Below are 26,201 nucleotides of genomic sequence, written 5' to 3'. Positions count from 1 at the left end.
GCTCGCATGGTTCTGAGAGGGGAGTGATACACAATCAGCCGTTAGGCTGAGAGGTTCACTCCTACTTGACCTTGAGTACGATCGTTTTTCGAGGTATTTTTACTTAGAATAAGGAATCTACTTCTTGGAGTTTCAATGCATATTACTGGCAGAGCTGGAAATTTGGAAAAAATTAATGTTTAGTCAAAATGGTATTTTCTCCAGTTCTTTTTTGTAGTTTTGTATCTTATCTTAGTGGCATTTCGGCAAAATAGAGTTTTTACATCGTTTTAGGTCCTTATAAGGCAGTTTTAATGATCCTGGTACCGAACAAATGTTCTTGACTTTTGATAGAATATAGCTTATCCTATACTAACCAACTATTGATAAAAAGGTGTGAGGATCAATGGCAAAATACGATCAAATTAAGGTAGGCGGACGTTTATCGACTTAAATTACTAGAGGGAGGAGGGATATGTGGAGAATTTCTTTATTGTGGGGATGTGGATTATCTTTTTTCTTTTAACGTGTTATATTTTCATTTATTGGATAAATAGGGAAGCGGTAAAAGATAAAGATACAATCCGCAAGACATGGTATTTGCTGTATTTTTTTGGAGTACTGGTATACTTAACTGCACATCCAAGCAGTCTTTTTGCGAGCTGGCAAAATTATTTAGTGGTTTTAATTGGCTTTATTGTTGTTGATTCACTGATTTTTTTGAGTCTTTACGTTTCAAAACTAGGCGGAAATGAATTACAAGTGCCAGAGGAGCAAATCGAAAGAACAGAGAATTATTGGATCTCAGCAAGCCGAAAAGTCGAAAACATGGAGCATGTATTGAATTCGTATGAATATCTGAGGTATACTAGAAATGAGGAAGAGTATATTAGTGAATTAGATAACTTCCTCAATAACTATGGAAAAAAAGAATGGTTGTCAGTAGATGTTTTACCATATTACACGGAAGAGCATAAAGATGAATTGCTGGATAGCATCCAACGACCCAAGTCAAAAGTTGCAAGAGTGCTTGACATAGGTCAAACCTATTTTTCGACAAAAGACAAACTGATGTTGCTCCCCTTATTTGTATTGGGTCAAAACTATATAGCGAAAGTAACAACCACAATAGAAGATGTGGAAATTCAAGATATTGATGGAAATATTATTAATATGCTTCTGATGACTCATGTTTTAGCTGTTGAGGAGTCTTATTCTGACAAAGGTGGGTGCTGAATATGAAGAAGAATAATAAACAGTCTGTTATTACAAAAGGTGAACCACCAAGAAGAAGTTTGAATATCCCAATTGCTTATGTAGGAGAGAACCATAGCCAAAGAAGACTGCGGGAAGAAAATAGACGAATCCTGGGTAAAAGAAGAAGAACTTACGGATGGCGTGAAGAAGAAAGTGTCCATTAATGGGCGCTTTTTTTACTAAAGTTCCCTTTGTCGCATAGAATTACAACTGTCACATAAACCTAATATAAGCATAAAAATTAGGTGGTGGTTAAAAGGTGAATGAACCGAAACGAAGGCGTCTTAATTTGCCCCTGGCAAACGTCGGGCCATCGAACAATCAACAAAAGCTACAAAAGGAAAACGCGGCAATTATTCGAAGGTTGCATGTCAATCGCTCCAAGCGACAACGAAAAACGAACTCAAATAAATCCTTTTTAACTGCTGAAGGAATCCTGAAAGACATTATTTCCGAGGGATATACTGAGTATGACATTTTGAAGGAGTTCAGAAACAGAATCACCGAGTTAGACATCAGCTAATTAATTGTTTTTAGTGCACTTCCCGAATTTTGTCGAATGTATCGGGGGTCAGTCCCCAAAGCTCAAGCACATATACTATGTATATAGGATGTGATATGTATGTGCGATAAAGATAAAAAAAGTGAGGAGGGGAACAAAATGGCTGCAACTAGCGCGAAAAAGACTTATACGCTTGACAGAAACCAAGCAAAGATAATTGCTAACGCGTCAAAAGTGAATGTAGAAAAACCCTCTTATGAAGGTAGTTTTCACTTGTCCCCTGAAGAACGTCAAAAGAAAGCGGAAGGTATTTTAAATAAATGGAAACGTCATTAACTGCAGTCTCATTAATGGATTTAATCGAACAAGGCGGAGATGAACTGAATGAGATTCTCCGCTCTTTTTCTTGTGTAGTTAATGAGAGTATTCAAAATTTTTTTACATAACAATGCAATAAATCAAGAAAAAGAGGATAATGCTAGAACAACTATTATATTTGATGATGAAACTGGGGACATTGTGGGATACTTTACTGCTACCCAGTGCCAGGCACGTAAACAATTCAGAATTGCGTTGGTGCCAGGCACTCGTTACCAAGTGGAACGGAAGCACCTTGCCTTAAATGAAATTGGCAGTATTGGTTTAAATAATATACTATATATCAAAGCCGGGGCTACCTCAACATTTTGTACAAGAACTGGCACAGCTTGCAACATTCAGTAATCCTGCATTTTACAAAGCGGAGAAAAAGAGGTTATCCACGAAAGAAATTCCACGAATAATCAATTGTTCAGAAGAAACCGAAGCCAACCTGATTTTGCCGAGAGGATGTATGGAATATTTAAACCAATTCCTGGAACAAAAGTCACTTGGAATGAACGTAAGAGATAAAAGGAATTTAGGTACACCATTAGATGTTGAGTTTCACGGGACATTATCCATTCAGCAGGATGAAGCACTGCAAAAGTTATTAAGACATCGTACGGGTGTTTTGTCAGCCACTACTGGATTTGGAAAGACCGTTATTGCGGCATCCATGATTGCACAACGAAAAGTTAATACGTTGGTGATCGTTCATCGGAAGCATTTAATGGATCAATGGAAAGAGCGTCTGAACGTATTTCTCAAAAAGGAATCAAGGATGATCGGTCAATTTGGAGGTGGCAAAAATACCGCCAAAGGAACAAGCATGGGGACGGTTCTCATGTTTCCCTTTTACCAAAACACAATTTGCCTGTTTATGTGAACTTGGGGGTTGAGCGCAAATTTCTCAGCTGACTTTGAAAGCCCTCTTGGAAGCAGGGGAACCGTCCCCGCGCTTCATTGTGAAAGCCCTCTTGGAAGCAGGGGAACCGTCCCCGCGCTTCACTCGCGCTTCAAAAAATTATTATTGATTTTGCTCTTCTTCTAATTCATTTTCTCCTTGATCATGTTGTTCAGAAGGCTCTTCAGTTGGATCTGGCTCCTGTTCATCATTAGGTGTACCACACCCGACTAATAATCCAGCAGAGAAAATTGCTGTAATTGTAGCTAATGTTATTTTTTAAAAATTCATCGTAATCACCTCGTTAAGTAAATTTTTATTTCCTTTCTTATTTATACCCAGTTTCTTTTTACGTATTCTTTTACATAAATGAATCAATTTCATAAATGCATTTCCTGTTTAATATGTGAACATATATCTACATTTGTAAACCATATTATATAATGGGTTTACAAATGAGTGATTACTAAATACAATAGATAGTATCTTTTTATATTCTAAATGGGGGGGAGAAGATATGACTACAAAAGAAATGGTTTACATAGCGTTATTTGCCGCGTTGATTGGTGTGCTGGGTATAATTCCACCGATTCCGCTCGGATTTATTCCTGTGCCAATTACTGCACAAACTTTGGGTGTCATGCTGGCAGGCTGCTTTTTAGGAAGGAAAATGGGAGCGCTAAGTTTAGTGTTATTTATTGTTTTAATTGCGATTGGCTTACCGCTGTTAACAGGTGGACGCGGAGGATTTTCTGTACTTGTTGGTCCTTCTGCTGGGTATATTCTCAGTTGGCCAATTGCAGCCTATTTAATTGGTTACTTTGTTGAAAAGATCTGGAGCAAATTAGCTTTGTGGAAGGTAATTGCTATTAACATTTTGTTTGGCGTTATATTTGTTAGTTTAATTGGTGCGCCTGTTATGGCAATTATTACAAATACCTCTGTATGGGCAGGGCTTGTTGGGTCAACGGTATTTCTGCCAGGGGATTGCTTGAAAGCAGTTATTGCTGCAGTCATTGCAGTACAATTAAATCCGGTCAGTCCAATTGAAGAGAAAACCAAGGGTGCATAAGTATGCAAATAAAACCATGGAATGTAATGGATGTTGTTATCCAACACGCAAAAAAAACACCTGACAAAATTGCGATTTGTGATAGTGAGAAGAATTGTACATATGCCGATCTTCTTCATCAAGTGAGAAAAGTTTCCTGCGGTTTAAAGAAAAATAGAACAGCGAATGCAAGGGTTGTCATTATCTCCAATAATTGCATGGAGTATGCTGAAGTATTTCTCGGTGCAATCTATGCGGGCTGCATCCCGGTGGTGCTTGATCCTAAATGGAGTCAAAAAGAAATGATTCAAGTATTAGAGAATAACAATCCATCACTTATTTTTGGAGATAAATTCAAGCTCATGAAAATCCCGGATAGTACCATGCAAACAAAGGTATCCTTTCAAGAGGACGAGGAAATCACTTCCTATAGTACATGGTTAGCTTCACAAGAAGAAGATACCACCATGGAAGCGAATGAAGTGTTATTTATAGGATATACATCTGGAACAACCGGGAAACCAAAAGGGTTTATGCGCAGTCACGTATCGTGGATCAAGAGTTTTGAATCAGGTATCCACGTATTCGGGTTGAAAGAAACCGACCACTTTATTGCGCCGGGTTCCTTTGCTCATTCCTTGTCATTGTTTGTGCTCATACAGAGTTTATATCTAGGTGGCACGTTTCATGTGGTTTCAAAATTCAATGCGGAAAAAGTGGCTGCTATATGCAGTCAGTACAAAGATATTATTTTGTTTGTTGTGCCTACGATGATTCAATCATTGATCGCGAGTACAATAAATGAATCGGACATTAAGGGATTGATCAGTTCGGGTTCGACGTGGACTGCAGCTATGAAGAAACAGGCTATTAAACGATTTGGCAGAACAAAGATATTTGAGTTCTATGGTACTTCGGAGGCAAGTTATATTAGCTATCTTACTGTCTCAGAAAAAACCGACTTACATTCTGCAGGGAAACCTTTTCCTGGTGTTGAAATCTCTGTATGTGATGAAAATGGATGGGAACGCGACAGAGGGGAAGTCGGACAACTAAAGATAAAAAGTGAGATGGTTTTCACTGGCTATGATCATATGCCAAAAGAGACAAAAGCAGCTTTTCATGATGACTGGCTTTTATTAGAAGATTATGGCTATCTGGATGAGAATAATCAATTATATTTAAGCGGACGAAAGAAGAACATGATTATTACGGGCGGGTTAAATGTTTTCCCTGAAGAAGTGGAAACTGTTCTTAAGCAACTCTCGGAAATTAAGGAATCTATGGTGTTTGGCATTGCCGATATGCACTGGGGTGAGAGAGTTGTTGCTGTTGTTTCCTGGAAAGGTGAAAGGAAACTTTCATCCGTTAGTTTGAGAAAATATTGTTCTGAGTTTTTGGCAACGTATAAAATTCCGAAAAAAGTAGTGACGGTTGATTCATTTGTCTATACAGGCGGTGGGAAGGTAGCGCGTAAGGTGATGGAAGACCGAATAAAGGATGTGCTGACATGACAGAATGTGTTTTTGTTACAGCTAAACGAACCCCGATCGGCAAAAAAGGAGGAGTACTGAAGTCACTTGACCCGGAAAACCTTCTATCGCCACTCATTGAGAGAATCATGACTGAAAGTGGACTAGCTGCTGAATCAGTAGCTGATGTCATTGCTGGGAATGTGGTAGGTCCAGGGGGAAACATTTCCCGCGTTTCATTACTTAATGCTGGGCTGCCTGTTACTGTACCGGGTGTAACAATTGATAGGCAATGCGGGTCCGGACTTGAGGCAATTCAACTTGCAGCACGTCATATTCAAAGCGGTGCGGGTGAAATTTATCTGGCGGGCGGTACAGAAAGCACGAGTCGGGCACCGTGGAAACTGGCAAGACCAAAGCATATGTCAGGCACACCCACATTATATGAGCGTGCCCCTTTCACACCACCTTCTTATGGTGATCCTGATATGGGGATTGCGGCGGAGAATGTTGCGAAAAAATATCAGATAACAAGAGAAGCACAAGATGAATATGCAGGAAAAAGTCATAGAAAAGCAAATAGTGCTATGAAGAGGAAGCGTTTTTCGGATGAAATTGTTCCGTTGGAAGTTACAGGGCAACTGGTGAGTGCAGATGAATGTCCACGTGATCACTCAAAATTGGAGAATATTCTGAGACGAATGCCTCCATTATTTCACAAAGACGGAAGTGTGACTGCTGGAAATGCATGTTCGGTTAATGATGGTGCGGCATTAGTGCTGGCAATGTCGAGCCAAAAATGCAAAGAACTTGGGCTGGTGCCGGCTGTGCGTTTTGTGGATGCTGTGGTGGCAGGGGTAGATCCAGCCTTACTTGGCATTGGTCCTGTTCCAGCAGTGGAAAAACTATTAGAACGCCAACAATTAACGGTAGAAGATATTGATGTCGTCGAATTTAACGAAGCATTTTCTTCACAAGTGCTTGCATCACTCAAAGCACTCAAAATACCTGAAGAAAAAGTAAATGTGAATGGCGGGGCTATAGCATTAGGACATCCATATGGTGCATCCGGAGCTATTTTGATGACACGATTAATGACAGAGATGAAGTACGGAAACTATAAAAGAGGTCTTGCAACCCTTGGAATAGGCGGGGGAATGGGGCTGGCAGTACTAGTAGAGGCGATATAAGTGAATGAATCTCGTGAAGTTGTTATGACAGCGGAATGGGTTAGGCAATATGCACAATCTATTGATGCACCATTAACACAAGTAAATGGTAATTATATTGCGCCGCCAACGATGATTATGCTGTTCTGGCAATTGTTTGATTCATGGAAGCAGGAAGGTAGAGTCCTTTTGCATGTGAAACAGACATATGATTACGTTTGTCCAATTACAACCGATATGACACTGGATTGTACGCTTACCTTACAAAAACAAAGAAAAGTTGGTTCGGATGAATATAAAGTTTATCTTTTAACGTGTTTCTATCAAAATGAAGTTATAGCGACCGCTAAGACAACATTAATGATACAAGGTGAGTAATATGGAAAAAAGAAAGATTACGAGAGAAGCAGTTCAGCATTATGCAAATGTTTCAAAAGATAAGGCCTCTATTCATATACAAGAAATCGAAGACAATAAAAGCACCGCTAAAAAAGCTATTGCCCATGGAGCGTATATCATGGGACTCGCACAGTCATTGTACAGCATGAAGCACGCGGGGCAGTGGGCAAAATCTTGCACTATGACATTTCATAACCCGGTATATGTTGATTCTAATGTATGGTTTGATTTTGTGGAGAAGAAGGACTGCATTGAGATTTTTGTGACAGGCGAGGATTCCGAACTATTGGCAAAAGGTGTTTTAGATGTTGCATGGTTATGAATTTGCGACCAGCAGAAAGGTGATATTTTGTGATTATGTTTGATCAGGTTAGCTTTTATTATCAAAATAACAATCCGATTGTTTCCAATCTCAATCTTTCCATAAAAGAACGGGAATATGTCGCCCTTGTCGGTCAAAATGGCTGTGGGAAGTCAACCATTGCAAAATTAATGAATGGTCTTCTTACTCCCAAAAAAGGGTCTGTTGAAGTTTTTGGAATGAAAACAGCTAATAATTCATATATTCAATCCATTCGAAAGCATGTTGGATATATTTTTCAAAATCCGGAAAATCAGTTTATTACGACATCGGTTTTAGATGAAATCGTGTTTGGTCTGGAAAATATTCAGGTTCCTAAAGAGGAAATGGATGAGCGCATTAACAAGACCCTAGCAATGGTTGGAATGTCGTCATACAAGTATGCGATGCCCCAATATTTATCCGGCGGGCAAAAACAAAAGATTGCCATTGCAGCTATTTTGGCTATGGAACCGAGCTATATTCTTTTTGATGAGGCGACATCTATGCTTGACCCAAAGGGGAGGCAAGATATACTCGCCATAATGCGCCAGTTGAATCAACTTGGGATAACGATTATTCATATTACCCATCATATGGAAGAGGCATTAGAAGCCAAACGTATTCTTTTTGTTAACAAGGGTGAACTGCGATTTGATGGTTCTCCATTCCAATTTTTTACAACCATTCCCGTAACTGACTACGGACTGGATAAACCTTTTGTCTTCCGTGCATCCGAGACACTAAATATACCTGTCGATTCCTCTCTGGATTGGAGAAAGTTGGCTGAATCTTTATGGTTTTCACATTAAAAGATATAAATGTTTGTATCGGTAAAGAAAAAATTTTACATAATATAACCTGTTCTATCCCTAGAGGGAGATGGATTTCCGTTATTGGAACATCCGGTTCAGGAAAATCAACATTGCTTAAAACGCTTAAAGGATTAGTTACTATCGACAGTGGAGAATATTTTTTCGACGATAGACAGATTGTACGAAAAAAAAGTATTGATACAACAGCTATTTCCGAAGTGGGATATGTTTTTCAATATCCTGAACATCAATTTTTCCAGACAACAGTATATAAAGAACTTGCGCTAGGTTTAGAACAAAAAAAGTACTCGAAAAAAAAGATAAATGATACCATCTCAGAAATACTGCAGCTTTTTGATCTGCCCGAGGAAATTCTTGCTAAATCCCCATTTCAACTAAGTGGCGGACAGCGCAGAAAACTTGCGATTGCATCCGTCATGACAACTAAGCCGAAGATTATGCTGTTAGACGAACCAACAGCAGCGCTTGATCCCATAAGTCGAAAGAAAATAGTAGCAGGAATCAAACACTGGCAAGAAGAAGGCAATACTGTTATCTTTGTCTCCCATCAGATGGAGGATGTTGCCGAGTATTCAGATAATGTCCTCGTTATGCAACGTGGCAGAATTGTCACACATATGGATGCGACAGCTTTGTTTTTGCATTATGGAAATCTTATGGAAGAAAGCGGAATGATTCTTCCGCCATCTGTTCAGCTGAAAAATAGTGTAGAAAAACTGGCGAAAGAATATGTTGATATCACCAGCTGCAGGGAAGCGGATATTTTAGCAGCGGTTCGCAAAGCAGTGGCCAAGCGAGGTGAACAATTTGTCTGAGGCAATTATTCTGGGGCAGTATATTGAAAAGGAATCAATACTTCATCGGCTTGATCCGCGTACAAAGCTAGTTTCGATGATCAGTATCATGGTATGGTTTGTCGTGATTCAGTCAGTGATGGAGTATGTGCTGGCCACGGTCTTTACTTTTTTCCTTCTGTTCATCTCAAATGTTTCGATACGATACTATTGGAAAAGTTTGCGTCCAATTCTGTTTATTATTTTGTTTACAGCTATGTACAATGCGTTTCTTACTAAAGGAGAAGTTGTCCTGTGGGAATGGTCCGTCTTCCATTTAACACAGGAAGGAATACATCAGGGAATCCGGTTTGCATGGAGAATTGTACTGCTTATTTTAATGGCATCTATACTTACATTCACCACAAAGCCACTGTCGTTAACTGCCGGTTTAGAGCGACTGCTCAAGCCATTATCCCGTTTTGGTATTCCTATTGAACAGTTTTCCCTGATGGTTACAATTGCAATTCGTTTCATCCCGACGATTGTGAGCGAATTTGATCGTATTGTACTTGCGCAAAAAGCAAGAGGGATCGATGTCAAAGAGCGCTCCTTGATTCAAAGGATGTTCTTGTATATACCCATGCTGATTCCGCTGCTTTTTTCTTTAATTCAACGAGCGGAAACACTTGCGGAAGCGATTGACTCGCGTGTATATGGAAAAGGGAAAAACCGTACCAGCTATCGCAGTCTTCAGTTGTCTGCAGCCGATTACCGGGGTCTCACTATTGTACATTTATTTGTTGTTACCGGTGTATTCTGGTCGATTTATTTTGTTTAGCAGGAGTTGGTTTGACAGGGTATTGTGGAATGGTTCCGCATTATGATATCGAGCGATAGTACTTAAAATAAGCCTTCTCCCTGATTTAAATTCGGTACTGTTTGAGTCACCACAAAGGCATCATATTTCCAGCCACCCATCATGAACTTCAACAACCTGGTCACATACATCCAGTGCGCGTAGTTGGAATAACAGTAGTTTTCCACTAGTCTTCTAGATTCTGAAACATATTTTTTTGATAGCAATAGCTGTATTTTGATAGGCTTCTATTATCATTTCAAACAATGCTTAATTTTCATGCAAATATAATAAGTTGTAAGTTCTAATAAGGGAGGTTTAAACCACATGTTAATCGAATGGTATTAGATTGCCTAATGCGGCGTTAGGGTTAAAGAAGTACGTAGAGGCGCTATAGTTTCATGAGTGGTTCAACATAACATAAAGTAGAAGTATTATGCCATCCTCCAGGAGGTGCTAAGCGTTCAGACGTTTATCGGTATCTGGTAACATAACATCCCCACCTAAGTTTATAGTGGATAGGCCACATAATAACCTTTAATTATACATGGAGTTTACGTGCTCGGGTGGAACACTTATTTCAAACGGCACATCTTTAAAGGCGGGAAGCATAGAACTGCTTCACTCACCTCCCCGTGCTCTATAGTGTATCTGATTTCCATTTACATTATAGCAACTTTTACCGTGGAGGGAGAGTTTCTTTCATTACATTTTTGTGCCTTAAGCACAGCGAAAGGAATGATACTTTAAATGCAAAAGAACAAAAAGGCGATGGTTGGTACTCATTGGGGAATCTATCAAGTTGAGACTAGTGACGATGCTGTTGTTGATGTACAGCCTGCGGGGACGGACTCTAATCCATCTCCCATTGGAGAACTATTGTATGATGCGATGGATAACCGTTTCCGTATTTCTCAACCTATGGTTAGAGCTGGATATTTACGAGGTGATCAAAATCATCGTCAATCTCGTGGAAAAGAACCTTTTGTACCGGTAAGTTGGGACGAAGCACTTGAACTGGCAGCATCTGCATTAAAGGACATAAAGGAAAAGGTAGGAAATGCCGGAATCTATGGTGGATCGTATGGATGGGGCAGTGCCGGGAGATTCCATCATGCCCAAAGTCAGATCCACCGATTTTTGAACACTATCGGGGGGTACGTCGCATCGGTGAACAATTACTCTGCGGGCGCGTGCCAAGTTATTGTTCCCCATGTAATTGGTGTGGATTATGGAACTGCAGACGATGTAGTAGAATATGGTGAGATCATCGAGGCTTGCGACTTGCTCATTGCCTTCGGAGGTTTGAATCAGTATAATAACCAAGTAATACCTGGTGGGGTCACTGACCACAACGAAAGAAATGTGATCGAAGAGCTTGCAGCATCGGGCACCGAAGTTATCTCGATCAGCCCCATTCAATCCGATATACCAAGGGATGTTGCGAGTGAGTGGATTGCTGCAAGACCTTGCTCAGACGTTGCTATTATGCTTGGAATTGCCCATTACCTTGAAGTGAACAGCAAGGTCGACGTTACGTTCATTGATCGTTACACAGTCGGATATGACAAGTTCAAGGCATATCTGCTGGGGCAGTCTGACGGTGTTATGAAGGATCCAGAATGGGCATCCTCCATCGCTAATATTCCTTCACAAGATATTATACGTCTCGCAGATAAACTTGCCAATGCACGTTGTCCGTTAATAACGGTTAGCCTGTCACTGCAAAGATCAGAACATGGCGAACAACCCTTCTGGCTCGCCATCGTGCTTGCCGCTATGCTGGGATCGATAGGAAAGAAAGGTGGCGGTTTTGGACTTAGATGGGGGAGTAGTAATGGTTCAGGTTACTATCATAAACCCCCTTTTTCATGGGGTAGACTTCCACAAGGCCGGAACCCAATCAAGCAGACGATCCCTGTTGCCCGAATTGCTGATATGCTACTAAATCCAAGTAGCCCTTACTCATACAATGGAGAAATAAGAACCTATCCTGATATCCAACTAATCTATTGGGCTGGCGGTAATCCATTTCATCATCACCAAGATTTGAACAAACTCCGTCGTGCTTGGAGGAAGCCGAAAACCGTGATTGTTCATGATTCGACTTGGACAGCTACGGCACGTCACGCGGATATCGTATTCCCAGCAAACACCTTTCTTGAGCGTAATGATGTTATTTGCAGCAAAGATGATTATCATATTACTCCGTCGAAAAAGGTGCTGGAGAATTACGGGCAATCTCGAACTGATTATGAAATTTTCTGCGGGTTGGCTGAAAGACTGGGTGTGCTTGAAGCTTTTTCAGAAGGTCGCGATGAGACGGCGTGGCTGAAAAACATTTATAAAGTTAGTAGGAATAACGCCAAACAGGCAGGTGCCGAATTGATTCCCTTTGATGAGTTTTGGGAGACGGGCGAGCCTTTATATGCAGAGCCTAAGATGAAGCCGAGACGAAATAACTTTATGTCACGCTTTCTCAACGATCCTAAGGCCCAGCCGCTGTCGACACCTTCCGGGAAGATCGAGATCTTCTCGAGTAGAATCGCATCCTTTAAATATGCTGACTGTACCGGGCATCCGAAATGGTTCGATAAGAATGAATGGTTAGGAGCGCCTCGGGCAAGTAGTTTTCCATTACACATGATCTCCCATCAACCACGTAATAAACTTCATAGTCAATTCGATTTCGGAGCTTTCAGCCATAAGGATAAGACAGCGGGGAGGGAGACGGTTACTATAAATCCTGCTGATGCATGTAAGCGTGGGATAGCGGACGGAATGCTTGTACGGATTTTTAATGATCGAGGTGCTTGCTTGGCAGGAGCGCGACTTTCAGACGACATTATGCAAGGTGTCGTTAGTTTGCCTACAGGCGCATGGTATTGTCCAGACGATACCGAGGGACCTAATAGCCTGGAGTACCACGGCAACCCGAATGTCCTGACAGCGGATAAAGGTACTTCTTTACTAGCGCAAGGGCCAACCGCCCATAGTTGCTTGGTCGAAATCGAACCGTTTCATGGTTCTGCGCCAGAAGTTCAAGAATTGTTAACGCCCAAATTTATTTCGCGTGCGGATGTGTAAAAAAACGGAAAAAACTTAACAGAAACAGATTTTTTCATTTATTTGATGCATCATTAGTATAGCTGGAACCCTTGATGTTCAAGGGTTGATAAATTATCTAAGAATTTCTGTCACTGGCATTGCATAAATAATAAGGAAAAATCAATAATATTCCCAATTATCAAAATGTAAGTTTCAGGGTATAAAAAATCCTAGATATGGATGTTTATAGGGAAGCGAAAAATGATTTCTTTAGCAAGATAATACAAACTCCTGAATTTAAGCAATTAAAAAGCGGTGAAGATAGATAAATATAATTCGTTCAACAAACGGGCGCCGCTCGACAAGTTCTGCCTTTCACGCCTTACCATCCCATTTCTTGGAGCTGCCATTGGGATAGACCCGAAAAAAATCGAGAGTGCTAAAACAGAATTTTTTGTGGCTTACGGTGGTCCTTTAGCTGGATTACTATCCATACTTCCAGCAGTCGCCCTTTATATGACAACAGGTAATCCTTATTTCCGAACAAACGATCATGGCAAACCAGTTCACGTCCTTATTTGTCAAAAGAACGAAAAGACCAGGTTAATCGTTATCTTCAAAGCAATACAGGTTTTACTTTTCCGATTTCACAGGAAAAGAAGCGTACAGAAATTGAAAAGACCAAGGTAGAGAAAGACATTTTGCGAGGTATTTTAAATGAAATGAACATGAGAGAGGATACACTGGAAACAGAGTCTGATGGTCAGTTTGCGTCAGTAGGGACAAAAGTTAAATCTCTTTTTCTATACTGCTTGCTATAATCCTTGTTTTTGCCATTAATATTTTAGACGCCAGTCAGCCAACAGGTTTGTAGTTGGTGGGTAGTGCTTGTCATCTTCCGTGTACTGCTCTATGTGGAAGTTGAATTATCAACTAAGAAGAATGACAGGTAATGCTTTTAATTATGGTAAAATAATAAGAACAAATAGAAATAAGGAAAGGAGAAGCAATATGTTAGATAAGAATGATACAAATGTTCAGTTGCCTAATGAAATCATTGGAATACTTGAAAAGAGTGTCAACGGAAAAAACATTGATGAAAAAGTACGATTATCACTAGCTATTGGAATGTTTGTTGATGGAACGGTTACTCTGGAACGTGCAGCTGAACTTTAAGGAATGCCTTTGGCAAATTTTATAGATATCCTTCGTAATAAAAATATTCCATGGATGGAATATACCCCAGAACATATTAAAGATGACGAAACAGCTATCCAAAAATATAAGGATGGACAGAATAAATGAGTACGATCATTACAAACACAAGTCCTATCATTGCCTTATCTATGATAGAAAAACTATCAATATTATGGGAAGGAGTGAGAAAACGTCCGTATGGTCGTTTTTATTTATGATATGATAGATGTGGAGATCGAAGATCGTATCGCATCAATGGAAATGCTAGGTTAGATCGGCTTTGGGGTAGATTTGGATGCTGTAATACTAAATGACTAAACAGGGATTGTAAACTTGAGTGACTAAGCGTTTGGATGGTTTGATGTGAGGCTGAATTTCATAAAGGTTATGAGCCTAGTAGGTGATATGTTCGCTACCTATATCGTGATAGACAGATTTTATCAGGAGATCGGATTTAAGCCAGAGGCTTAGATAGAGGGTGGGCTATATTTAGAATTAATCGCAACAAAGTTTTATTCATTAGAATGAGGATTGGTGTTTATGGTGACTAATAAATATAATTTTCAAAAGCTTACTCCCACTGAATATGAAGATTTAAATATTTATGAGTCTTCTTTGGATTTTGTATTTCAGGAAAAAGATCTAAAAAACGTTGCAATAACAGGATCATATGGTGCAGGGAAGAGTAGTGTCTTAAAAACATACAAAGATAAGCGACCTCAAACAAGCTTTCTGAATATCTCACTTGCTCATTTTGGATCAGATCTTGAAGATAAATCCAGTAATAAAGAGTATAGTGATACAACTCTAGAAGGTAAAATTCTTAATCAGCTGATTCATCAAATTGACAGTAAAAATATCCCACAAACACATTTTAAGCTTAAAAGGAATGTGCGAGCACGATCAATTTGGTTAGACGCTACCTTAATATCCTTGTTCATTATTCTAGTATTTTACATATTTGGTTTCAATGCTTGGAGTAAATTCGTCCAAAGTTCTGATTCATGGCTAGCATGGATTTTTGATTTTTCGACTAAGGATATTTCTGTTGTAATAGCAGGTTTAATATCTGTTGCCTTATTAGCTTATGCCCTTTATGGGTTAATGAAGATGTTCAGGTATAATAAAATAATACTTAGCAAGTTCAAATTAAAGGGCAGTGAAATAGAAGTTTTATCAGATGACAAGGAATCCTATTTCGATAAATACTTGAATGAAGTCTTATATCTATTTGAAAATGCTAAAACAGATGTGATAGTTTTTGAAGACATGGACCGGTTTAATAATATAAAGATATTTGAAAAGTTAAGGGAAATAAACTCTCTTATTAATAAAAAATCTTCCAGGACTATTCGCTTCTTCTACCTTCTTCGAGACGACATATTTGTTTCTAAAGATAGGACAAAATTCTTTGATTATATGATTCCAATTGTTCCTATTGTAGACGGTTCTAATTCTTATGATATGTTTATTAGATTTTTTGAAGAGGGGGATATTTCAGAGCATTTTGATAAAGGTTTTTTGCGAGGTCTATCGCTGTATATAGATGATATGCGTATACTTAAGAACATTTATAACGAATACGTAATCTATAATGATCAAATCCAGACCACTGAATTAGACTGCAATAAATTATTAGCTATTATTTCGTATAAAAATATCTTTCCAAGAGATTTTAGTGAGTTACAGCTAGGTAGAGGATTTGTGTATACGGTTTTTTCTAATAAAGATAAATTTATTGAAGAGGAAAAAGCGAAGTTAGACATTGAAATTAAGAAGAAACAGGATCAAATTTCTGCTGCCAAAAATGAATTATGCAATAGTATAGATGAGTTAGATGCCCTTTATTTTCCTTGGGAACATCCATTAAAAGTGGATGGGGATCATGAGAATAAATTCTCTTCTATAGTAGATTTGATCAAGGCTATGAAGGATAATCCAGACAAAATAGACAAGATTCGTTATGATCGTTCAAATATTTCTTTTGATTTTGAAGATAAGAACAGAGAAATGACCGAAGATGATGATTACCAGGCTCGAAAACAAGCAATTGAGGATAAGTCTAACAAGAGCATTGAACAAATAGATAAGCAGATAGATGAAATGCAACAAAAAAAGACACATATTGAAACACGGAAATTTAATAAGATTATTACAAGAGATAACATTGAAAGGATTTTTGGTGTAGACTTTGAAAATGAAACTGAAAAAGAAATTCCTTTCAAAAGTGTTAAACTAAGCTCGTACTTTTCTTTAATTAAATATTTAATAAGAAATGGTTATATTGATGAGAAGACCTATCCAGATTATATGACTTATTTTTATGAGAATAGTCTTAGTAGAATAGATAAAATCTTTTTGCGTAGCGTAACTGATGAAGTTGCTAAAGCATTTTCTTATGAATTGAAGAAACCCGAGGACGTTATTTCCCAATTACAGGATGGTAATTTTAATCAGGAAGAAATCCTTAATTTCGATCTCTTGGAATATTTATTAAAATCGAATGGTGAAAAATTGCCTTTGTTCATTAACCAAATAAAAAATGATAAAAGGTTTGATTTCATTTTACAGTTCTGGAGTATAGAAAGAGAAAAAGAAAGGTTTATTAAAATCATAAATCATTATTGGACTGATATTTTCAAAGACATGCTAGTTGATAATCATTTTTCCAATATCCAAAAACGAATGTATATTGTTGATTCGTTTTACTACTCTACAGACGAGGATATATTGAATCTAAATGTGGATAATTGTCTAACTGAATTCATTTCCAATGATGATGAATTTTTAAATATTAGTGACCCAGATTCAGAAAAAATTATTAGCAAACTTAATTTATTAGAGGTGGAATTTAAACAGATCAATTATGAACGTTCAGATCATGAACTTTTTATGTCGGTCTATGAATCCAATTTATATCAAATAAGTATGACAAACATTTCACTTATGTTGGAAAAAGTTTATGATTTATCACGTAATGAGGAGTTCAAGCATAGAAACTATACTTTAATTGTTTCTCAACCTGAAGAACAATTGGCTTATTATATTGAAGAGAACATGGATCACTACATTGACATTGTTCTTGAAAACTGCGATTCATGGATTACAGACGATGTAAATCAAGCGCTCCATATTGTCAATGATACCGATATTAGTTCTGAACATAAGTCGATTTATATAAGTTATCTTCAGACCAAAATAACGAGTCTAAATGATATAGATAATAATGATTTTTGGTCGTTATTTTTGCAGCATAACCTTGTTGAGTACTCAGTTTTCAATATCCTAGAGTATTATTTGTTAAATGGATTGGATTCTTTGCTTGTAGACTTCATTAATAATAATGACATGTCTTTGGATTTTGATTCTGTTGAAGTGAAAGAATGTTTCGGAGACAATGCTACTGTAAACTTCTATTCTGATATCATTTCATGCCATGAATTATTTGACACGAAGTATAGTATGATCATGGAAGGCTACAATAACTGTATTGGGGAATTCTCTTTTGAAAACATCCCTGATGATAAAATTCAAATATTAATCACGCTTAATGTCATTTGTATGAATGAGTATAATCTACAAATCATGAGAGAGACTTACTCTGATCATTTAATGTCTTTTATATATGCTAACGCTTCTCAATATGCTTTTGAGGTTATCGATAGCGAAAACTTTTCATTCAATGAATTTGATAATTTGCTGGACAGCGATATCGGGGATTCATTTAAACTTAAACTATTAGAAAATACATCAAGATCTATATCTGTGGAAGATAAGTCGTATTCCGAAGATATTATATGTCATATTCTCGAACGTAATTTTGACACTGAAGATATTCTTTTCTTAATAAATGAATACGAGCAAAAAAGTTCCAGAGTAAAAGAATCGATCTATAATTTATGTATAAAGAATATAAATGAGATTATAGATAAAGAGTATGACATCTCGTATGAACTTTTAGTTAAACTCTTTAAATCAGAGAAGATCGATGATGACACTAAGAGGCAATTGTTGATTTTACAGCTTCCTGATCTTTATAAAGATCAAGCAAAAGAGATTTTTACCATTTTAGATATGTCTGAGTTCTCCTTGGTATTTGAAGGTAAGAATCCAAAGATTGTTAAGACGAACCATAATGAGCAACTACTTAAAATCCTGAGATTTAAGGGGTGGATTTCCAGTTTTAAAGAAGATGAATACTATCCTGATTCTTATCGCGCAATGGGACGTCGTTTAAATAAAAGAAGAAAAGAAAACAAAACGAAATACGAACATGACCCGGCGTAATTATCAAAAGGAGTCTTAATCATTGTAACGATATTATAGTAGGTATGGTTCGCAAAAGCATGGGGACGGTTCTCATGCTTTCTTTTATTTCGTTAAGTGTAAAAGCGAACGTTTTTATTAATTTCACCCTTTGCTATATTTCACACACAAGAAATCCACTTTTTATCTATCACACCTCGTCAGACTCTCAAATTTCCCGCTTACCCTACCTTAAAATACGATTTCCCACTTTTTGAATGAGAACAAATGTTCTTGAATTTCCTATTAGAATACTTTATGATATTGATAACCAACAGGAAAGGTGTGATGAGATGGCGACTGTTGTTTCGAGCATTGGTCTCAAAGGCATGGAAGGTTACCGTGTTCAGGTGGAGGTGCAGCTGCTGACGGAAATTGAAGGGATTTGTATTGTGGGTCTACCGGATGCTTCGGTGAAGGAGTCAAAGGATAGGGTGTTGGCGGCTCTGTATGCGTATGACTGCGAGATAGCTGATAAACGTATCATTATTAATTTATCCCCTGCTGAACAAAAGAAAAACAGTCCGATTTTTGATTTGGCGATGGCGATTGGAATTATGAAGGAAACGGGTGAGATAAAAGATCCCATTCCTGACGCAGCAGCTTTTCTGGGCGTTGTATCATTGGATGGATCCATTAAACCGGTTGAAGGGATGCTGCCGGCTATTATAGCAGCTAAAAAATCAGGTTATAAGGTTTTGTATATACCGCCGATGCATGAGTTTCCATTATCTCATATTGATGGGCTTGAACTTCGATTTGCTGAAACACTTCAGGATGTTGTCGAATCTTTTTCTGGTCAATTGCAATTGAACGTTTCCGCGCGAGGCAAGACTTCACACATGACAGACCTCTCAGAAAGCAATACCCCCGCCTATGAGAAAGACTTCAAACATGTTCTTGGACATAAACAGCCCAAAAGGACGCTGGAATTGCTGCGGCAGGCGGACATAATGTTTTGATGGTTGGACCACCGGGGTGTGGCAAAAGCTTGCTTGCGGAGACATTTAATCCATTTTACCACCGCTAAAACAAGAGGGCAGCTTTGACGTCATGAGCATTTATCAATTGGCAGGGATGATCAACGAAGGGTATCAACTGCCGCCTTATAGAGCCCCACATCATTCCGCATCAGCTGTTTCACTGATAGGCGGCGGCGCAAACCCGAAGCCTGGTGAAGTGACCCTCGCGCACAATGGTGTGCTTTTCCTTGATGAAATGGCGGAATTCCCCAAGCGAACGTTGGATATGCTCAGACAACCTCTGGAAACGGGGGAGGTAACGATTAGCCGGGCAACATCGACCGTGACATATCCGGCTCAATTTATATTAATAGGGGCCATGAACCCTTGTCCATGCGGCTATTTAGGGTCACGACACCGGTACTGTACCTGTTCCCCCAAAAAAATTCTTGCCTACACCAATCGAGTCTCCGGCCCAATAGAGGATCGGATGGATATTTTGTTAACGCTTAACACAGTGGCATTGGAGAGTGAGTCCATACATAGTAATGAGTCATCATCAGATATACGACCCCGTGTTCAAGCAGCACGAGACATACAATTTGCACGTTTTGACAGTGACATTACGAATGCGGTTGTTTCCAATGAGCAGTTATCTCATTGTTGCGGGTTGAATGATGATCAGCAGAAAATGCTGCAGCAATGGGCGAGTCAATACAATTGGAGTACGCGGGTACAAATGAAAATCCTCCGCTTAGCGAGAACAATATCTGACTTAAGCGGTCATGAGGACATTTCCAATGAAGCGATTTGGGAAGCCGTTACAATGCGCCGCCCCAACTCGAGCTTAGGGCAGAAAAGAGCGACAGCAGATCACTAGGATGAAACATGAAAAACCATGATCAAGCTCGAGGGAGGCAGAAAAAATGGCCCGCAAAGCCCGGGTGAAAAGTAAGAGTGGCATCTACCATGTTATGCTTCGTGGCGTGAACAGACAGGAAATCTTCCATGACGATGAGGACTGTGAGAAATATCTTGAAATCATCAAAAAATATAAAGCCCGAACGGCCATAAAAGTCTACGCATGGTGTTTGATGAATAATCATGTCCATTTGTTGTTGAAGGCTGTTTTCGTAAACTTTGTTGCTTTTATATATAAAAAAAGGATTTTTTTAAAATCCTTTTTTTACCAACTCGTTCAGAGTACAAGCGGATAACCAATATAGTTAAAAGTATTCATGTCGGCAAAAACAACTACAAAGTTCGGTTCGGATTTTCCATCTTTCGGAAACATAATCCTATAAACTTCTTTTCCTTCGTATGATTTGTCCTTAACTTCACTCATCATATTCTCTTCTAAAGTTACTTTTGATACCTTGCCATCTTTCCAAGTACCGTTGATGCTTTCCTTTTGTTGTTCAGATAATTGACTCCAAACAACTTCTCTTACATCCTTTTGATTACTGCTTTGTTCTTGGGTATTAACCGTGTTTTGGTCATTATTATTATTATTATTTGCTTGTCCGTTTTGATTAGAGCAAGCGAATAACCCTAATAAGAGAAAAGAAGAAAGGATAAATAGAACGCTTTTTTTCAAAACCAACACCTCCTCATTTAATTAGACGACAATTCCCCATTATACGTTTCAACATAAAACCGTCTTTCCTTTGTAACTATGCATTTCTCAGCATTTGAACCGTTGAATAATTCGATTTTTGACAAGCTGAAATAAGCATTTGCTGAAACATACCGATAATCCATCATAAAATAATATCGGGGAAGAGAAGTATGGGGACGGTTCTCATGTTTTCCTTTTACCAAAACACAATTTGCCTGTTTATGTGAACTTGGGGGTTGAGCTCAAATTTCTCAGCTGATTTTGCAAACCCTCTTGGAAGCACGGGAACCGTCCCCGCGCTTTCCGGGCTGCAGAAGTTTGCGGAGTGGTATGTGAAGTATTATGGGGTGGAGTAATGATGCAGGATTAATAACTGTATGTGCGTCCCATAGGGACGCTAGTATAAAATTATTGCAGCTTTTGCAGGATTTTGATGATGCTTGCCGAAGTAATATACACAAGTCACTCTATAAATTAGTGATCGAATGATCTAGTTTGCAACAGATAATCATGTAGCAAAGGGGGGGAGAGTAATTAGTACTCAGACAGAGAAATCGATGGAGACAAGGATATTAGAATTATCAGATATGATGAGTGATAAATGGGGTAGTGATAATAAAACGGAAAATTTGCATAATCGATTAAAGAGTTTCATATTACAAATTGATGATGCAGATAATGATATAAGAGAAATTTTATTAACACTTACTGAGGAATTTAGCTATTTTTCAAAAGCAAATGTAAATGAGTTACTTATTCATTTTAACGATCAAATAAATAACGAACTTCAGTTGAAGGTAGATAAGACAGTTTTTTCGAAAATAGAAGGTGTAGGTGCTTCTAAATCTAAAATGGATAGTTCAAATACTATGTTAGAAGAGTTTAAAATATGTAATGAAATTTCAGGCGATTTTACTCATAGTCTTTCTGCATTAACTAAATCTGCATTAAATCGAATAGATAATATTGTTATCTTTGATGACATTATCGGAAGCGGGAATACACTAATAAAATTTTTAACTTCACATGCTGAAAAGATAGTAACAACAGGAGTGAAAATATATGTGTTTTGTCTTGTGATATTAGAAAGTGCTTTAGAACAGGTTAATTGTTTTCTTGAAAGGGAAAATATTAACGCGGAAATTAAGTATTACACAATTCAGCCTAAAGCTTTTAAAGAAAATTATATATTCGGTGGAGAGGCAAATACTAAGCAACAACGATTTAAAGATTATAAAAGATTTAAGAAAATGCATAACATTTTAGGATATGAAAACTCTCAAGCTCTTGTTGCTTTTTACCGAAACACCCCTAACAATACTCTTTCTGCATTTTGGTGGCTTTCTGATAATTGGAAAGGATTGTTTCCACGTAATAATAGACGTCCAGATTTTATGAAGAAAAGAACTGATAAGAGCAGCTCTGCTGCTTATAATTTAAGTAAGAAGGAAACAAACTAAAAATGAAAGAAATTCACCTTAAATTAATACTAATTTATTTAAATGACTATGAGGACCAGTATGAATTACATGAGATTAAAAAGTTATGTAATTATACAACAAGTCAAATGTTTGAAGCATTACAAAGTATTGAAGAAAAAGGTTTTATCCAATATGAAAATAATAAATTCTCACTTAAGATATTAGATAAAGGTAGGGAATATTTACAAGAAAACAATTTGAATGAAATATCTATAGATGATTTGTATGAAAGTACGGTAACTTTAAATATTAGTAATAATACAATTGGATTTGAAGATATATATATACCACAAAATTTCAAAAAATAATCTGCATTTTTCTAGAATTGAATAACGAGTCGTTATTCGTGAAACAAAGTTACTTTATGGCTAAGCAACATGATTTGAAATGCAAAATCATGTTGCTCAACCAAAGAGAAAACCGCTCTTTGGTTGGCACGTTCACTAGCAAAGATGTAGGGGTACCATGTGTGAACGTGAAGTTAAGTTCAATAATCTGGTAGTTAATGTGAGGTTATTTTAAGTGGATTTACTTAAATTAGAGAACGAAATGATAGAAAAACAATATAATAATGATTATATAGCCGAGGTCATCACATATGCTAAAGCAATTCAAAGTAATGGGTACAATGTGATTTTTGATATTAAACACTTGTCACTTTTAACGGGTATTAGTATTAAAGAGTTATATGCTTTTTATTCAATGAAAGAAAATCTTTATAAGGAATTTAAAATCCCAAAACGGTCTGGTGGGTACAGAAAAATAATTGCACCAAGTGAAAATCTCAAATATATCCAAAGATGGATTTTGAATAATATTCTTCATAAAGTAGATATTAACCCTCATGCTACGGGTTTTGTTTCTTCCCGATCAATTGTCACTAACGCAGTGAGACACGTTGGGAAAGAATGTGTTGTTAATCTTGATATTAAAGATTTTTTTCCTAGCATAACATTTCGCCAAGTATATTCTGTATTTCAAAACATGGGGTATAGTAAATACGTTTCAATGTTTTTTAGTGGCTTTTTAACTTATCGTGGTGTATTACCGCAAGGTGGCCCCACTAGCCCGATTTTATCGAATATAGTGTGTAATAGATTGGATGAAAGACTTGCTAACTTGGCTTTACACATTAACGCTGACTATACTAGGTATGCAGATGATATTACTTTTTCCGGACATAAGAGTGTTGCCAAATATATAAAGCTAATTAAAAACATTATTCAAGATGAGGGATTTGAAATAAATAAGAAAAAGATTCGTGTTCAGCATGAATATCATCGACAAATGGTAACAGGTCTTATCGTAAATGAAATTTTAAGTGTACCAAGAGAAACTAAAAAATATTTGAGACAACAAATTTATTTTGCAAAAAAGTTTGGTGTTAGTAATAGCTTACGTAAACAGGAACTAGAAAAGACAAATTATAGTGAATATCTTTACGGCATCGCCTACTTTATAAAAATGGTCGAAAAATCGGTTGGTGAAACCTTTATCAAAGAACTAAATCAAGTTGATTGGGAAAGCTAATAACTGATTTGAGTATCTAGTATATATAGAGACTAGTTTTATACTTCTTGCATTTTAAGGGTGCACATCTACAGTTGCTTTTACAATATACCAGTAACCGTCCTTTGTGTCTCCGTGGAATGTATTAAAATAGATGAATTATTATTTACATTTAACTTCTTGGAGGGGAATATAGTTGTGTGAAAGACAGTATCCAGATTTTTTCCCGGTTGGATGTCCGCCCAGTGACGCAAAACCAATGGAAATACGAGTATACAGATTAGTGCAAGGCAATACTATTACTAAAGAAGATTTCAAGTCATTCATTGAAGAAGGTCGTAACGGAAGCAATCCTAAATTTTCTTTTACAGAGTACGGCTTATCGGTAAATTTGAAGCATGAGGAATTAAGAAACTATCGGCGTGCCGTTCCTGCGTTAAGGAAAAAATTTAAAAATATCGCTTATGGAATTACATATAAAGACAAAGGTGTTGTGAAATCAACTCCATCAGCAAAACAGGAAAATCACTATACGTGGTGGTTATGCAAAGATGCAGAGCCAGAAAGTGATTTTTTTATATTGTGAGGTGAGATCCAATGGAAGGTCCTAATAGTCATATGACGATTGATTTAATCGGTAACATTTACGTTATTGATGAAATAATTTATTATGATAAATTGCTATCTTTCTCTTGTAAAAATGATATAGGAAACTTATTTTTAGCCATCTGTATTGAATTGGATGATATGGAGCAGTGGTTGTTTTTGCCTGTTAGTGAAGCGCGTCTAATCCAAATTCTTAGAGGTTCTATAACAGCTTACAAGGCTTTCGAACAGTCTGAGATGGGATTTATATGGAAAATAACAATACATGCTAATTATAATAAAGAGGGAAAAGCTGAAAAAATATCTTTTGATAAGTTAGCAGATGTGGACCTTCCTGATAAAGATATTTTATTTGATGTTTATGGTGAAGACACTTTTTCAATCAAACGTAGCAAGCAGGAGAAAATTTTAGAACAATCAATTAAAGAACGTAGAGAGATTATAGATATATCACTTGAATTAGAACAATCTCATACACACGAGATTGGAGCAGCCTTTTTAGGGAACGTATTGAAAGGAACACAAGATATAGTTAATGTAATCTCTCATCGCCAAGGAATGAATGCCAGCATTCCTAAAAAAATAAAAGATGATAATAAATTAATTTATACTGGGAATTATGCTGCATCTTTTGGTATAAGATTGAAATCGAATAAACTTGCAGATATTTTTAATGAGTCAGAACTGCAGAGAAACCTTTCAGTTCTTATGAGCCTCTTAAAAGCTAAATCAAATGCAGAAGAAATCTCGGAGATTACAAAGGAGTTGAACCCAAAAGTACTTAGTCACTATAAAAACTTTTTGAATTTATTTCAAAAAGAAGATGTAGCAATTAATACAAATTTGGCATTTCCAAGTAATAAGTTAAATAACGTTAAATTAACGTCTGAGGATATAGCACAAAGTATTAAAGTTTTGGAGTCAGAAATAAATGAGACTTCAAAGGAATACTCGTTTTACGGAAAAATCGTTGCAATTGACATCACCAGAAACAATTTTAAATTTATTACGGACGATGATGATACTATTAGCGGAGAAATAGACAAAGCTGTAAATATAGAAGAATTTCTTCTCCCAAAAAGGGCAAAAGTGAAATTACGGGTAACGACAAAAATAAGTGATTTCAACGATGAAGAACAAATTGAATACGAATTATTAGAAATTGATTATAACCTTTAAAAAGCATGAAAACATTTTTTGACTTCCAATACAGCAATACAAAGGTTTCGTTTTAAGAGATGTATTTAGCGAATATCTGTGGAACCCTGTACGCTCTTAGAAATAAGTCCAACGGATTAGCAGCATACATTCCGCATTGAATTGCTTTTCTTAACATGTTGAAAATCGGGGGTTGTCCTCATAGCTTAATCAAAATCGGGGACTGTTCCCATAGCTGCACAGGTTCACGAAGTGTTATAATAATGAATAAATTACTCAACTTTCGCACCGCAGAATGAGCCTGTAACCCTTGATATGCCTTGATCTAAACCAAACTGACTATGCTGCTTGTGCGTTAAATTCCTCATTGCCAAGAAATGTTTTCTTTAAAAATTGCGGGAGGTTATCAAATAGCT

23 protein-coding genes and 1 pseudogene are annotated in these 26,201 nt (G+C 37.3%); 23 read left to right on the top strand and 1 reads right to left on the bottom strand.

The window, feature by feature from the left end:
* The first annotated feature begins 456 nt into the window (after positions 1–456).
* The 18 genes and pseudogenes from ABDZ72_RS05210 (at position 457) to ABDZ72_RS05125 (ending at position 20,630) form a co-directional block, all read left to right on the top strand.
* Entirely contained in the window at positions 457–1,215 is a 759-nt protein-coding gene (locus ABDZ72_RS05210) for a type II toxin-antitoxin system SpoIISA family toxin (RefSeq protein WP_343751586.1), read from the top strand.
* A gap of 2 nt (positions 1,216–1,217) precedes the next feature.
* Complete coding sequence (locus tag ABDZ72_RS05205) at positions 1,218–1,400, top strand: hypothetical protein (protein WP_343751585.1); 183 nt, start codon at positions 1,218–1,220, stop codon at positions 1,398–1,400.
* Positions 1,401–1,897: 497 nt separating this feature from the next.
* Complete coding sequence (locus ABDZ72_RS05200; protein ID WP_343751584.1) at positions 1,898–2,074, top strand: hypothetical protein; 177 nt, start codon at positions 1,898–1,900, stop codon at positions 2,072–2,074.
* Between the two features lie 81 nt (positions 2,075–2,155).
* Entirely contained in the window at positions 2,156–2,461 is a 306-nt protein-coding gene (locus tag ABDZ72_RS05195; protein ID WP_343751583.1) for a hypothetical protein, read from the top strand.
* 109 nt (positions 2,462–2,570) lie between these two features.
* The gene (locus tag ABDZ72_RS05190; protein WP_343751581.1) at positions 2,571–2,984 is read left to right on the top strand and encodes a DEAD/DEAH box helicase family protein; all 414 of its coding nucleotides are present in this window, start codon (positions 2,571–2,573) and stop codon (positions 2,982–2,984) included.
* 535 nt (positions 2,985–3,519) lie between these two features.
* Positions 3,520–4,074 carry a biotin transporter BioY gene (locus ABDZ72_RS05185; RefSeq protein WP_343751580.1) on the top strand — a complete coding sequence of 185 codons (555 nt, stop codon included), beginning with the start codon at positions 3,520–3,522 and terminating at the stop codon, positions 4,072–4,074.
* 2 nt (positions 4,075–4,076) lie between these two features.
* The gene (locus ABDZ72_RS05180) at positions 4,077–5,567 is read left to right on the top strand and encodes an AMP-binding protein (RefSeq protein ID WP_343751579.1); all 1,491 of its coding nucleotides are present in this window, start codon (positions 4,077–4,079) and stop codon (positions 5,565–5,567) included.
* Complete coding sequence (locus ABDZ72_RS05175; protein ID WP_343751578.1) at positions 5,564–6,715, top strand: thiolase family protein; 1,152 nt, start codon at positions 5,564–5,566, stop codon at positions 6,713–6,715. The genes ABDZ72_RS05180 and ABDZ72_RS05175 overlap by 4 nt, the downstream gene beginning before the upstream one ends.
* Positions 6,716–7,072 (top strand): hypothetical protein, encoded by a 357-nt coding sequence (locus ABDZ72_RS05170; RefSeq protein ID WP_343751577.1) that lies wholly within the window; start codon positions 6,716–6,718, stop codon positions 7,070–7,072.
* Position 7,073: 1 nt separating this feature from the next.
* Complete coding sequence (locus ABDZ72_RS05165) at positions 7,074–7,415, top strand: MaoC/PaaZ C-terminal domain-containing protein (protein WP_343751576.1); 342 nt, start codon at positions 7,074–7,076, stop codon at positions 7,413–7,415.
* Positions 7,416–7,450: 35 nt separating this feature from the next.
* The gene (locus ABDZ72_RS05160; RefSeq protein ID WP_343751587.1) at positions 7,451–8,245 is read left to right on the top strand and encodes an ATP-binding cassette domain-containing protein; all 795 of its coding nucleotides are present in this window, start codon (positions 7,451–7,453) and stop codon (positions 8,243–8,245) included.
* Complete coding sequence (locus ABDZ72_RS05155; protein ID WP_343751575.1) at positions 8,230–9,084, top strand: ATP-binding cassette domain-containing protein; 855 nt, start codon at positions 8,230–8,232, stop codon at positions 9,082–9,084. The genes ABDZ72_RS05160 and ABDZ72_RS05155 overlap by 16 nt, the downstream gene beginning before the upstream one ends.
* Complete coding sequence (locus ABDZ72_RS05150) at positions 9,077–9,883, top strand: energy-coupling factor transporter transmembrane component T family protein (RefSeq protein WP_343751574.1); 807 nt, start codon at positions 9,077–9,079, stop codon at positions 9,881–9,883. The genes ABDZ72_RS05155 and ABDZ72_RS05150 overlap by 8 nt, the downstream gene beginning before the upstream one ends.
* Before the next feature lie 768 nt (positions 9,884–10,651).
* Positions 10,652–12,988 (top strand): molybdopterin-dependent oxidoreductase, encoded by a 2,337-nt coding sequence (locus ABDZ72_RS05145; RefSeq protein ID WP_343751573.1) that lies wholly within the window; start codon positions 10,652–10,654, stop codon positions 12,986–12,988.
* A 972-nt stretch (positions 12,989–13,960) separates the two neighbouring features.
* Entirely contained in the window at positions 13,961–14,125 is a 165-nt protein-coding gene (locus tag ABDZ72_RS05140; protein ID WP_343751572.1) for a hypothetical protein, read from the top strand.
* A gap of 561 nt (positions 14,126–14,686) precedes the next feature.
* Positions 14,687–18,433, top strand: a complete 3,747-nt coding sequence (locus ABDZ72_RS05135) for a YobI family P-loop NTPase (protein ID WP_343751571.1) — start codon at positions 14,687–14,689, stop codon at positions 18,431–18,433.
* 311 nt (positions 18,434–18,744) lie between these two features.
* Positions 18,745–20,293, top strand: a pseudogene (locus tag ABDZ72_RS05130) (YifB family Mg chelatase-like AAA ATPase).
* Positions 20,294–20,339: 46 nt separating this feature from the next.
* Positions 20,340–20,630, top strand: coding sequence for a transposase (locus ABDZ72_RS05125; protein ID WP_343751570.1), 291 nt, complete (start codon positions 20,340–20,342; stop codon positions 20,628–20,630).
* Here ABDZ72_RS05125 and ABDZ72_RS05120 read toward each other — a convergent pair.
* Positions 20,612–21,010, bottom strand: a complete 399-nt coding sequence (locus tag ABDZ72_RS05120) for a hypothetical protein (RefSeq protein ID WP_343751569.1) — start codon at positions 21,008–21,010, stop codon at positions 20,612–20,614. The genes ABDZ72_RS05125 and ABDZ72_RS05120 overlap by 19 nt on opposite strands.
* A gap of 578 nt (positions 21,011–21,588) precedes the next feature.
* Between ABDZ72_RS05120 and ABDZ72_RS05115 the strand changes: the two genes are divergently transcribed.
* From ABDZ72_RS05115 to ABDZ72_RS05095, 5 genes are all read left to right on the top strand, one after another.
* Positions 21,589–22,491 carry a phosphoribosyltransferase-like protein gene (locus ABDZ72_RS05115; RefSeq protein ID WP_343751588.1) on the top strand — a complete coding sequence of 301 codons (903 nt, stop codon included), beginning with the start codon at positions 21,589–21,591 and terminating at the stop codon, positions 22,489–22,491.
* A 2-nt stretch (positions 22,492–22,493) separates the two neighbouring features.
* The gene (locus ABDZ72_RS05110; protein WP_343751568.1) at positions 22,494–22,820 is read left to right on the top strand and encodes a hypothetical protein; all 327 of its coding nucleotides are present in this window, start codon (positions 22,494–22,496) and stop codon (positions 22,818–22,820) included.
* Between the two features lie 214 nt (positions 22,821–23,034).
* On the top strand, positions 23,035–24,042 hold the full coding sequence (locus ABDZ72_RS05105) for a retron St85 family RNA-directed DNA polymerase (protein WP_343751567.1): 1,008 nt from the start codon (positions 23,035–23,037) through the stop codon (positions 24,040–24,042).
* Positions 24,043–24,217: 175 nt separating this feature from the next.
* The gene (locus tag ABDZ72_RS05100; protein WP_343751565.1) at positions 24,218–24,607 is read left to right on the top strand and encodes a hypothetical protein; all 390 of its coding nucleotides are present in this window, start codon (positions 24,218–24,220) and stop codon (positions 24,605–24,607) included.
* An 11-nt stretch (positions 24,608–24,618) separates the two neighbouring features.
* Positions 24,619–25,806, top strand: coding sequence for a DUF6575 domain-containing protein (locus tag ABDZ72_RS05095; RefSeq protein ID WP_343751564.1), 1,188 nt, complete (start codon positions 24,619–24,621; stop codon positions 25,804–25,806).
* The last annotated feature ends 395 nt before the right edge of the window (positions 25,807–26,201 follow it).

This window comes from Lentibacillus halophilus (genome assembly GCF_039522485.1).
Classification (GTDB): Bacteria; Bacillota; Bacilli; order Bacillales; family Amphibacillaceae; genus Lentibacillus; species Lentibacillus halophilus.
The sequence above is the reverse complement of the archived record's forward strand: the minus strand, read 5'-3'. Positions and strand labels throughout refer to the sequence as shown.

Coding starts and splice junctions, on each gene's coding strand:
- ABDZ72_RS05205 (WP_343751585.1), top strand. CDS start 1,218: ATGAAGAAGAATAATAAACAGTCTGTTATTACAAAAGGTGAACCACCA.
- ABDZ72_RS05200 (WP_343751584.1), top strand. CDS start 1,898: ATGGCTGCAACTAGCGCGAAAAAGACTTATACGCTTGACAGAAACCAA.
- ABDZ72_RS05195 (WP_343751583.1), top strand. CDS start 2,156: ATGAGAGTATTCAAAATTTTTTTACATAACAATGCAATAAATCAAGAA.
- ABDZ72_RS05190 (WP_343751581.1), top strand. CDS start 2,571: ATGGAATATTTAAACCAATTCCTGGAACAAAAGTCACTTGGAATGAAC.
- ABDZ72_RS05185 (WP_343751580.1), top strand. CDS start 3,520: ATGACTACAAAAGAAATGGTTTACATAGCGTTATTTGCCGCGTTGATT.
- ABDZ72_RS05180 (WP_343751579.1), top strand. CDS start 4,077: ATGCAAATAAAACCATGGAATGTAATGGATGTTGTTATCCAACACGCA.
- ABDZ72_RS05175 (WP_343751578.1), top strand. CDS start 5,564: ATGACAGAATGTGTTTTTGTTACAGCTAAACGAACCCCGATCGGCAAA.
- ABDZ72_RS05165 (WP_343751576.1), top strand. CDS start 7,074: ATGGAAAAAAGAAAGATTACGAGAGAAGCAGTTCAGCATTATGCAAAT.
- ABDZ72_RS05160 (WP_343751587.1), top strand. CDS start 7,451: ATGTTTGATCAGGTTAGCTTTTATTATCAAAATAACAATCCGATTGTT.
- ABDZ72_RS05155 (WP_343751575.1), top strand. CDS start 8,230: ATGGTTTTCACATTAAAAGATATAAATGTTTGTATCGGTAAAGAAAAA.
- ABDZ72_RS05145 (WP_343751573.1), top strand. CDS start 10,652: ATGCAAAAGAACAAAAAGGCGATGGTTGGTACTCATTGGGGAATCTAT.
- ABDZ72_RS05140 (WP_343751572.1), top strand. CDS start 13,961: ATGTTAGATAAGAATGATACAAATGTTCAGTTGCCTAATGAAATCATT.
- ABDZ72_RS05135 (WP_343751571.1), top strand. CDS start 14,687: ATGGTGACTAATAAATATAATTTTCAAAAGCTTACTCCCACTGAATAT.
- ABDZ72_RS05125 (WP_343751570.1), top strand. CDS start 20,340: ATGGCCCGCAAAGCCCGGGTGAAAAGTAAGAGTGGCATCTACCATGTT.
- ABDZ72_RS05115 (WP_343751588.1), top strand. CDS start 21,589: ATGGAGACAAGGATATTAGAATTATCAGATATGATGAGTGATAAATGG.
- ABDZ72_RS05110 (WP_343751568.1), top strand. CDS start 22,494: ATGAAAGAAATTCACCTTAAATTAATACTAATTTATTTAAATGACTAT.
- ABDZ72_RS05095 (WP_343751564.1), top strand. CDS start 24,619: ATGGAAGGTCCTAATAGTCATATGACGATTGATTTAATCGGTAACATT.